Annotated in this window: 9 protein-coding genes; 6 read left to right on the top strand and 3 right to left on the bottom strand. The window is 36.7% G+C overall.

Going from position 1 to position 10,860, the window contains the following annotated elements:
* Positions 1-1,472 precede the first annotated feature (1,472 nt).
* Positions 1,473-1,901, bottom strand: coding sequence for a hypothetical protein (locus NST15_RS15170; RefSeq protein ID WP_342498624.1), 429 nt, complete (start codon positions 1,899-1,901; stop codon positions 1,473-1,475).
* Positions 1,902-2,304: 403 nt separating this feature from the next.
* Between NST15_RS15170 and NST15_RS15165 the strand changes: the two genes are divergently transcribed.
* Together NST15_RS15165 and NST15_RS15160 are read left to right on the top strand one after the other, a co-directional pair.
* Positions 2,305-2,871 (top strand): TetR/AcrR family transcriptional regulator, encoded by a 567-nt coding sequence (locus tag NST15_RS15165; RefSeq protein WP_342498623.1) that lies wholly within the window; start codon positions 2,305-2,307, stop codon positions 2,869-2,871.
* A 57-nt stretch (positions 2,872-2,928) separates the two neighbouring features.
* On the top strand, positions 2,929-4,785 hold the full coding sequence (locus NST15_RS15160) for an alpha/beta fold hydrolase (protein WP_342498622.1): 1,857 nt from the start codon (positions 2,929-2,931) through the stop codon (positions 4,783-4,785).
* A gap of 78 nt (positions 4,786-4,863) precedes the next feature.
* Here NST15_RS15160 and NST15_RS15155 read toward each other — a convergent pair whose 3' ends face one another.
* Positions 4,864-5,508 (bottom strand): NAD(P)H-dependent oxidoreductase, encoded by a 645-nt coding sequence (locus tag NST15_RS15155; RefSeq protein ID WP_342498621.1) that lies wholly within the window; start codon positions 5,506-5,508, stop codon positions 4,864-4,866.
* 83 nt (positions 5,509-5,591) lie between these two features.
* Here NST15_RS15155 and NST15_RS15150 point away from each other — a divergent pair, with 83 nt between their 5' ends.
* The gene (locus tag NST15_RS15150; RefSeq protein WP_342498620.1) at positions 5,592-6,524 is read left to right on the top strand and encodes a WYL domain-containing protein; all 933 of its coding nucleotides are present in this window, start codon (positions 5,592-5,594) and stop codon (positions 6,522-6,524) included.
* A gap of 80 nt (positions 6,525-6,604) precedes the next feature.
* On the opposite strand, the gene NST15_RS15145 is transcribed toward NST15_RS15150, so the two are convergent.
* Positions 6,605-7,810 carry a DUF418 domain-containing protein gene (locus tag NST15_RS15145; protein ID WP_025207933.1) on the bottom strand — a complete coding sequence of 402 codons (1,206 nt, stop codon included), beginning with the start codon at positions 7,808-7,810 and terminating at the stop codon, positions 6,605-6,607.
* A gap of 236 nt (positions 7,811-8,046) precedes the next feature.
* Here NST15_RS15145 and NST15_RS15140 point away from each other — a divergent pair, with 236 nt between their 5' ends.
* The 3 genes from NST15_RS15140 to psiE are packed head-to-tail and all read left to right on the top strand — an operon-like array spanning position 8,047 to position 10,503.
* A complete protein-coding gene (locus NST15_RS15140) occupies positions 8,047-8,742 on the top strand; it encodes a response regulator transcription factor (RefSeq protein ID WP_008347003.1) in 696 nt (231 codons plus the stop codon).
* The gene (locus NST15_RS15135) at positions 8,729-10,036 is read left to right on the top strand and encodes a HAMP domain-containing sensor histidine kinase (protein WP_116306170.1); all 1,308 of its coding nucleotides are present in this window, start codon (positions 8,729-8,731) and stop codon (positions 10,034-10,036) included. Before NST15_RS15140 ends, NST15_RS15135 begins: the two co-directional genes overlap by 14 nt.
* 38 nt (positions 10,037-10,074) lie before the next feature.
* A complete protein-coding gene (psiE, locus tag NST15_RS15130) occupies positions 10,075-10,503 on the top strand; it encodes a phosphate-starvation-inducible protein PsiE (RefSeq protein ID WP_116306167.1) in 429 nt (142 codons plus the stop codon).
* The last annotated feature ends 357 nt before the right edge of the window (positions 10,504-10,860 follow it).

The following is a 10,860-nucleotide window of genomic DNA, read 5'->3' as shown; positions in this document are numbered from 1 at the left end:
GGCATTCAACTATAAAAAGTTGGATGTCATTTGTATTAAATTAAAAAGAAAAGTGAAGTTATAATCAATTTAAATTTCACAGATTACATCTACCTGTAATAAAAGCGAGGGAAAGAATCTTTGGTTCTTAATCAAAGGAAAAAGCAACCATAATAAATGGATGCTTTTTGCAAAAGTCAATTTATTATCTTTTAACCAAAAAGCTTCTTTCGTGCAAACACCGTGCCAAGTCCATGCCAAGTTGAAATTATAATCTATTTTAAAACATTTGAAGGGATGGCTTTATATCAAAGGTTTGACCGGATTTATTGTTAATCAGTGCCTGCCATTTCGAGCAACATTAATCAAATTCGAGATGGAAGGTAGTATCGGATAATATACCTGAAACGCCTGATATATAAGGATTTTAAAGGTATTGAAAGAATAATGAGAATCGGTGGTGCCGATTTAGATTTTATCTTTTGATTGGAGGCGAACTTTTTAGTTCGTTTTCTTCTATTTTCACAGTAATATCATTTCATTCTGTTTTAACTTGAATTTTTAAGTTCTTTTAATACTCCATCATTTAATCATGCGATAAGAGGATGGCATGGTCTTTAAGGTTGTTAAAATTACTTTATTGCTCGTATCCCACCTAACCTATTTTTCAATATTCACTTTATTTCTTCAAGATCCCCGACCAATTTAAAGTTTAACGCTCCGCTTATAAGCAAGCTTGTTCTCTCAAAAAGTATATAAGCATATAATTGAATTGGTGATATTTGTATGATTGTGTTTATAGGTTTTCATGTTATCGAGTATAAGTTTTAATTCATCCAAACTATAATATTTTTATTTAGCTTAACAATTGTCTTTCACTGTAAACCTTTTAACTATTAGATGATTTTTTCTAGTATCTCTACTTAAATAACAGCATAATGCAAGTCTCTTATCCCATTGTAGAAAATGGTTTAAAGAGATTATTCAAGCAATACATTTTGATTGAAATGCTTGGCAATTTGGGAAGGGGGGAGGTAGTATGATCCTAACGCTTTGAAAAATCATTGGAATCAAATGATCAGAACAACAAATTGTAGTGGATAATGATACTATTTAACTTTTCTAGCACAACAGTAAAAAATGCTGTCGTAAATATATACAACAACCAAGATGATTGATAAATTTTGATCGGAGAAATTCATAATAGCATTATGACATATGGTGATTTTGAGGGACTTAAAATGATCTTTAATTGCAGAGCAGAGTAAATAAATGAAGATATAATTATAATGGATATTAAAAAGACTATAATTTCTAATTCAAACTTAAAGTATATACAATTTGAACAATCTGAAATGACCGTTTAGTAGAATTGTATATTGCAATTCAACAATGACATAATAAATAAAGTAAGACCTAGATAGCTTTTAATTGCCGTCTGGGTCTTATAATCTCAAATTTAAATAAACAATTCCTAAATATGTACTAACAAATTAATTCCATTGTATTTTTAAATCAAAGTATGATGCGCCAAGACTAGGTCTTGTATCTACTACTTCAATATAATTCCAACCTAAAGTTATGTCCGGAAAAAATGCAATGTCTGTTCCAACTTCAAAAAAATTCCCATTTAATATACTTATTTTATGAGATCCCTTACTATCAAATATTACAGAGACGCCCTCATAACCATCAAAATAAAATTTATAATATTTAATGGGGTTATACTTGCCCGTATAAGAATTACCTATACCTCCATTTTTTAGTTCAAAAGCTTTATCATGAATACTGCTAGATGTCTTCATGATAGTAGAACCATTTTGATTTTGATTGTAGTTTTTTGTTTCAGCAGCAGATACATCATCAGTTATTCCACCAAATAATCCAAGGGAAATAATGGGGATGAGTAATGATTTTTTCATAAAGAAAAACCTCCTGGAGTTAGAAATATATTACATTATTATGATAACATAGATATTTTTGGTTATCAAAACAATTATTAGTTTTATTTAATAGGTATATATTCCAATGAAACTTCATAGATACAGTTATAGGTATTGTTGATTAGTCATCAAAATAAATAACCAGACGCTCATGAAAGAGAGAACCTGGTCCTTTTTTGTTTATTCGTCATATCGTCTATATTTCTTGTGTAGTGTTTCGAGTTTCTCTATTTTCTCTATCATTACGTTTAAAACCTCTTGAAAAATAACATTACCCTTTATATAGAATTGCTTATGATAGTCATTTTTTCTAAATGATCATAAATACTTGCAACATATAATTTAGTACTGTATAGTTCTACTTATGACAAAGGTAAAATTAATGAATCAAAAACGTGTACTTGAAGTAGCTGCAACATTGTTTTTAGAAAAAGGGTTTGCTTATACAAGTATGGATGAATTGGTACGTGTAAGCAAAGTATCAAAGTCTAATGTGTATTATCACTTTTCTAATAAGGAGGAATTATTAGAAGGGGTCGTTGATTATTGGATTGACATGTATCAATCTGCAATGGATGACGTACTGTCTCAGACCCAATTTTCAGTTGAAGATCGAATTCAATTGTTTTTAAAGCAATTATCACAAGGAGTTCAGTCTAGAGATTATAAGGGGAGCTGTCCATTTATTACTCTTTATATTCAAAGCCCTGTAAAGGCCACACAAATAAAAGAAAAAATAGGTCTTTTTTTCACAGGATTACAAGAGAAAGTTTCTCTATTACTGAAACAAGGGGTAGAGAATGGGGAATTCAGACATACGATTCATATTGATGAGGTGGCATCACTTTTTATGACAAATCTTGAAGGAGCGTTATTTATTTCAGAAACATTGAAAGATGCCACTGTCATCACAAAAACAGCAGATCATTTATTTAACTTGCTTCGATAAAGAAGCATTTTTTTTACATCAAATTAGTACTGAATAGTACTAAAAAGGAGATTTCACATGAAAACAGTATTTTTAACGGGTGGAACAGGGTTTATCGGAAAGCAATTAGTCGAAGAATTAGCGAAAGAGGATGTGAACATTCTTCTTTTAGTGAGGTCAAAAAGTAAAGCAACACGCATTTTTCAAGAAAGAGGTATTTTAAAAGAGTCAGTGATGCACTTTGTTGAAGGGGATTTGACGAAAGTCGATTTGGGTCTAAGTGCTGAAGATCAGGAGAGGGTATTGAAAACGGATGTGATCATTCACGCAGGAGGCCCTATGGATATTCAAGCGACAAGTAAAGAGGCAGCTTCCGTCTTTTTAAATGGCGCCAAATATATTGATGAGTTAGCTAAAAGTATTCATCAATCGAAGGGTTTACAGCAATTTATCCATGTTGTCGGTTATATGAGTCCCTTTGATGATCAAAATAGCAAGATTGCCATCGACGTGTTTGAAGAAGGAAACGATTACTTGAAAATAAAAAATCCTTATGAGAGAACAAAGTTTTTAGCAGATCTTTATATTCGTCAACAGGCATCAGCAGTAGGTTATCCGCTTTCTATCATTAATCCGCCAACTGTCGTTGGTAGTAGTCAAACAGGGAGTACAGAGCAAATTGCAGGATTGGGTTTGCTTGTAAAGAGTATGCGAAGAGGGCTCATGCCGGTGATTCCTGGAGGTAAGGACTATCGGTTACCACTTATTTCAAACGATGAGTTTGCGAAGTTTATTGTACAGGTTTTCAAGTTGGAGCAGCCAGCTATTCAAACATATACACTTGTTGATGACAAAGAGCACGATCAGAACGTTGCTGGACTATTGAGTGTTATGTCAGAAAGCATGAATATGAAGGCACCAAACATCTCTATCCCAATGCCACTGATGAAAGCTATCATGAATAGTGGTGTAAGTAAACTCACAAACATTCCTTCTGACGGATTGAATTTTATGACAAAACGAACGTTTTCAAATGTTTCAGCGAAAAAAATAATGGGAGAAGATTGGTTTAAGAAGACGAGTGTCATGACATTTTTCCCTGCTGTAGTAGCGGATCTAGATTATCGAATGATGGATCAACATGGTGAGCACCAACATTTATTTAAACGAACATTATGCGATAATAATACCCTTTACCAATTACAAGGAGAAGGGAAGCCATTTATTTTATTACATGGTTTATTGAGTGATGGAGAAGATTTATTTCCTTTAGCACAGGAGCTTCATGAGAAAACAGGTCAACCTGTATGGATCTTGGACCTTCCTGGTTTGGGGCGTTCTCCATTTAAACGAGAGAAACATCTTCTAGATATCTATTTAAATGTAGTGAAAAAAGTAATAGAGAAAGCGACGAATGGTGCACATCTAATCGGTCATTCATTCGGTGCGTATATTCTTCTAGAAGCTTTGGCACAAAATTACATAGATAAGAAGTATTTCATCACTTTACTTCAGCCGCCTGTTGCTAAACAAAAGGCAAAATCACTATATGTTCCTCAATTTCTGAACAAATGGACATTAAGATTGGCAACGACTCATTTGATAGAGCGTTATGTGTTAAGAAATGGTTTGTTTGAAAGCACGGAGAGCATCCCTAAACATTATATTGAAAAAATCAGAAACAGCTTTACTTCTCCTAGAATTTTAAATACGACGGTTCAGCTTAGCCATTTATTACTGAAAACCGGTCAAGGTGACTTTAAAGAAGTCACAAAGGATCATCTTCACATGATTTGGGGGGAGTATGACAGAGGCTATTCTGCGCCATCGCATCTTGGGAAGGTTGATTTTGTTCCGTATGGCCATCATTTCCCTCTTAGCCATCCGAGTGAAACGGCAGCATTAGTCATCAATAATATTTGTACTAGCAGATAGGAGTCACCCCAAAACGAAAAAATAAGATTGATGACAAGTGAGCAAAATTTTTCGTTCTGGGTCTTGAAAATATAGAGGTTAACTAGGTGCATAAAACGCATCTAAGGTTTTCGTCATGTCATCAGATGCAGATTGTAAGATAGTCCTTTGATCTAAAATCGCTGTTCCTTGTGCCCGGACAATATGAAATTGTTGAAAACCCATCAAGTTTTGGAATATTTCCTTTAGATAATAATATGAAAATTCCAGTGGTGTGTACCGATCGTTATTTGTGAAAATTGAGCCACTTGCTTGGAGCAAAAGTACACGATAATCGTCAGTCATCAGACCAACTGAACCATCTTCTGTATATTTAAACGTTTCTCTAGCAATAAAGATATTATCTATATAATCTTTCATTCGTGAACTCACATTGAAATTATGAACAGGTGATACAATCACGATTCGATGATGTGCTTTGAATTGAGCCAATAAAGCTGATGAGGAAGCGGCGATTTTTTCCTCCGCAGCTGTTAATGTTTGTTCAGATGCTTGCTTTTCCCAAATACCTAGCAGCTGTTCTTTTTCGATACGGGGAATTTCAGTTTCATATAAATGTAAAATGGTAGGCTCCTCATGAGGGAATCTCTCTTTAAACTGTTCTAAAAATAGTGTTTGCAGTTTGTTTGAATAACTTTCTCGATGAGTGAAATCTGGGTGCGCGTTAATGATTAGTGTTTGCATATACATGCTCCTTTTCTTTTGATAAACTGAGTATAAAATATAAAGGTGACAAAACATGTCACCTTTTTCAGAAGGAAAATCAAATGAAAAAATCAGAACGCTTAAACCAAGAGCTTATTTTTTTAAGTGATAAATATTCATTTCAATTAAAAGATTTAGAAACTGAATTTGGCATTTCTAAACGTACGGCTTTAAGAGATATGGAAGAGCTAGAGTCCATGGGCTTAGCTTTTTATGTTGAAAATGGCAGACATGGAGGATATCGGCTCGTGAATCAATCTCCATTGGTTCCGATCTATTTTCAAATAGATGAAGTTCAAGCCATTTTTTTCGCTCTTAAAGCCTTAGATCTGTTGTCAGCAACACCGTTTAAAAAGTCTTACTCACAGATTCGTCAAAAACTGTTTGCTACAATGTCTGATGAGAGAAAACATCGGATCACGGAGATTTTGGATGTGATTCATTACTACCATGTTGCGCCAGTGAGTGAACAACATCATTTGGATTTGATATTGCAGGCAATGATGGAAGATCAAATCGTGAAGATGACATACACTCAATATGAACATAAAAGGATCAGGCTACAATTTCTTGAGTTGTTTTATCGAAATGGGATTTGGTTCACCGAAGCATATGATGTTCAGAATAAAAAGTGGGGCATCTACAGATGTGATTGTATGACGGACTTGATGATCGAAGAAGAAACGAAAGACACTTTTACGAAGGAAGAATTAAAAGCACTGCAGCTCGAATACGAAAAAACCTATCATGATATCTCTTTTAAATGTCGATTAACGGAACAAGGGAAAGAGAAGTTTTTGAAGAATCATTATCCGAATATGAGATTGGAGACCATTGATGATACGCCTTATATAGTGGGTGGGTACAACCAAGAAGAATTATCGTATATGACTCACTATTTGATCTCATTTGGGAAACATGTGAAAATTGAATACCCCGATGAATTAAAAGAGAGTTATTTGACTCAATTGCAAGAAATGATGGATCAATATTAAAAATGAACGGATTGTATCTGAATCACAAAAAACTTAACACATTAAAAAAAGGCGAACTGTCGTAATTCGCCTTTTTTCTATTACTTCGCCGCCTGAAATGTATTTGTTTTCGATTTGTCATTTATCTTTCCATACGTCAGCTGACGCCAGATAAATTCCATCGGTCCAGACTTAAATCGCTTTAACCATAACGTACTGAAAAGGACAAGGAAGGCATACACGCCAATGCCAATGAAGAACGTACCAGCGGGTTGAAGATGATCTGCAAGTCCGGCTCCATATTTCAGAAACAGCACTGTTCCAATGATCGAGTGAAGCAAATAGCAGGTCAGGGACATCCGTCCGACCTTGGTAAAAACCATCAAAGCACCTCGCAGCTGAGGAACGTGCAAAAACAGCATCGCGAGTGAACTCATATAGAACATACTGCCAGTTAATCCACCGTTTTGCTCAAGTGTAGAGACAATGTTCATCCATGGCGTATGTTCAAAAGGGGTGACCGCTGTCATAATCGTACTGCCTTGTGTGATAAGAAAAGCGATTGTACAAATCATCCAAATACGATTCCAAATCGCTTTTTTCGTCTCCATGTTTTTGAAAAACGACATTTTCACAAAATACACACCAAGTAAAAACATGAAGAACATCGAATAGACAGTGGAAAATGAGCTGGAAGCCATCGTGACCATATCGGCCCACCGGTCACCAATAGATGCTAAATAAGTCAGACTGTTGTGGCTAGTCAGCTCGAAATCAGCAAAATCCGGCTTGCCTGATGATCCTGTACTGATGGTGTTGAGCAGCATTGAGAAAAGAGGCGTGAGCAATTGAATCACAAAGAGTGTGATCAGCCAGTACAGGAGGGTTTTGGCTGTGCGTTTGTAAAAGAAAAGCAATAAGAAGCCCGCGACAGCATAATAGGTTAAAATATCTCCAATCCATACAAACGTGACATGCAGAAGACCAATCCCTAAGAGAATGGTTAATCTGCGAGCAAACAACTTGTTCGGGCTGTCCACCTTTTGAGCGGCTCGATCCATAAATATCATAAACCCAACCCCGAATAGAAAGGAAAATAACGTAATGAATTTCCCTGAGGCGAACCAATTCACCAAGTTGTGAAATACATCATTAGACTCCATCTCAAATCCCTTGACCGAATCCACAATCAAAAAATAGTTGACCAAAATAATTCCCATTAAGGCGAATCCTCGTACGATGTCCAAGAAATGCACCCGTTCTTTAAGACTCATTGGTTGTCCGTGTTCTACCTTGCTTACATTCATATTAATGCTCCTTTTCATGTATTGGATCTAAAGATAGATCCTTCAATGAATCAATATACAGGTCAATTCTTAATCATTTATGAAGATCCAATTTTTTGAAAATAAATGTGACAACTTGATGGCAATTGATCATATTCATAAACACTTAAGATTTATGGTGTATCTTTTCACATAGCTAGATGATATATAGTAATAACATATAAGAATGAAGTCATGGAGGATGAGGTGAGAGAGATATGACCCATCGAATATTAGTTGTAGAGGATGATCAGGATATTAGTGACCTGTTGCAGGAATCTCTGACACGTACAGGGTATGAGGTGTTGAGAGCCATGAATGGCAAGCAGGCATTGTATGTTGTAGATGATTCGCTTGATTTGGTGATTTTGGATGTCATGATGCCAGGTATCTCCGGTATAGAAACGTGCCAGCAAATAAGAGCCTCCTCAAACGTTCCCATTTTATTTCTGACAGCCAGATCAAGTACATTGGATAAAACCGAAGGATTACTCGCTGGCGGAGATGATTATATGACAAAACCTTTTTCAGAAGAGGAGCTTCACGCTAGGGTCATGGCGCAATTGCGCAGATATACCATCTATCAGGAAAAAAAGGAACAGGAAGAAACCTATTTAGTTGGCGGTAGCCTGAAGGTGAGTGAGGAATTTAATGAAGTGTGGAAAAATGGGCAGCAAATCAAGTTATCTGATTTAGAATATCGGATATTAAAACTGCTCATGAACAAACGAAACAAAATATTTTCTGCTCAAAATATTTATGAAAGCGTGTGGGGCCAGCCTTATTTTTATTGTTCAAACAATACGGTTATGGTGCATATCCGAAAGCTGCGTGCCAAAATTGAAGATGACCCGGCTCGTCCCGTGTATATCAAAACAGAATGGGGGAGAGGATACCGGTTTGGCACATCGTAAATATACGCTGACCAAAAAGCTGTCACTGCTCATTTTGGTCGCTGCTATCGTAAGTGGTGTTGTCTTTTTGACACTGCAAAAGATCACTGATCACCTGATTGAAGGATATTTAAGTTCGGATGAGTACTATAAGGAAGAATCTGCTAGATACATTCAAACATTCAGCCGCTACGTTTCAGAACATGAGCTGACTTCAACGGATCGAAAAGCATTCGGTGAGTGGGTGAAAAAAGAAGATTATATTAATCTCACTGTTTACAAGGATGAAGTGCTTCAATATGACTCGATTTACTCTGTCGCTGACGAATCGGCCTATGGGAAAGAAAAGGTGACCGACTACGCAAAGCGTCATTCTTACCCGGTTCAATTTAGCGACGGAGAAGGTAGGGTTATGGTAGACGGATTTTACTCCTCTCGATATCACGATCTCGCCTTTACACTAGAACTGCTTGGTGCAACACTCATTTTTCTCATGATTGTGCTTGTTGGCATTCGCCGAAGTCTGCGGTACTTGCAAACGATCCGTGAAGAGATTCATATTCTTGAAGGCGGTGAGCTCGATTATGAGATGACAGTGAAGGGGCATGATGAATTGGCCATGATTGCAAAGAGTATTGAGGATTTAAGAACAGCCTTTTTGGACAAGCTTCAGGCTATTGATGATCTGCAGGAAGAGAGCCGCAGCTTGGTGACCGAAATGTCGCATGATATGAGGACCCCGCTGACATCACTCATCATGAATCTTGAATTTGCGAAAAAAGAGGAGGCTCTAGCGGATACCCGCAAGGAGCAATATATAGCGAGTGCGTATGGAAAAGCCCTGCAATTAAAGAATCTGTCTGACAATCTATTTGCCTATTTCCTGCTAGATAAAGATCACGAGTCAGAGCTTGAAACCGTTGCAGTGAAAGAAGTGATTTATGATCTTCTATCAGATCAGGTCGCCCTGCTGCATCAGGAGAATTTCACGGTCCATATTGTAGGCGAAATGCCGGATAGCTATATTAATGTGAATGTCGAGGAGCTTGGCAGAGTATTTGATAATGTGATGTCTAACTTACGTAAATACGCAGATCCTGAAAAGGACATTCAGATCACTTTTTTATCCGACCAAGATGTCTTTGAAATCCATGTGAGCAATGCGATAAAAAAGACAGACATCATACCGGAAAGCAATGGACTCGGGGAACGAAGCATCAAGCGGATGATGTCCCGAATGCATGGACAGTTTGAAAGTGTAGAAAAACACGATACCTACTACATCGTACTGCGATTTTGGAATACCAAAATATAGAGAGCAAAAACAACATCATGGAATGGGGAAACAATCTGATGAAACGATTCAACAATTTCCAAAAGGTACCTGATCTCTTGCAAGGCCTTCTGAATATCTGCCTGTTCTTTCTAGCGATTGCGCTAAGCGTACTCTTAATTAGTGAAACATGGTACATCGTACAATTCGTCTATAAAACATTGTTTAACAAAGGAGAAAGCTATTATGGAATGCTTGGCGAGCTGCTGATCTTCTTTATGTATTTTGAATTTATCGCCTTAATTATTAAATACTTTAAATCTAACTTTCATTTTCCGCTTCGCTATTTTATTTATATAGGGATCACAGCGGTCATCCGTTTGATTATCATTGATCATGAAGAGGCGGTATCGACGTTCTGGTGGGCGCTGGCCATACTTGCAATGACCTGTGCACTCTTTATTGCGAGCAAAAGAGATGCTGCTCAAGAGCATGAGGAAGTGAAGTAAGGAAGAAGAAGGACGAGTGGTCAACACTCGTCTCAGCGTGTAGACAAACCCCCGCATTCGGTGTCAGTCCTGCGCTCCGGTGCTCACGAATGTCAAATTCGCTCTGCTCTGGTGCTCGTCCTTCCTAGGGCTGCAAAGGTTTTCTATCACGCTGAAAAGAAGACAAAGGGCTAAAATCAAGTTCATTTTAGCCCTTTGTCAACAATCTGGGACGAGTGGTCAATACTCGTCTTTTTTGTGTTTAAATGAACAGTTTTTGAATATGTGTTGATTAATGAACAATGATTGAAAGATTGACAATTGATGATGATGTATCTAGAAAATATAATATAAATAGACAGTTGTTCATAAATGAAT

Source organism: Bacillus sp. FSL R5-0820 (assembly GCF_038593385.1).
Lineage (GTDB): Bacteria > Bacillota > Bacilli > Bacillales > Bacillaceae > Bacillus > Bacillus altitudinis.
Note: the sequence above shows the minus strand (reverse complement) of the source record. Positions and strands in the feature narration are given on the sequence as shown.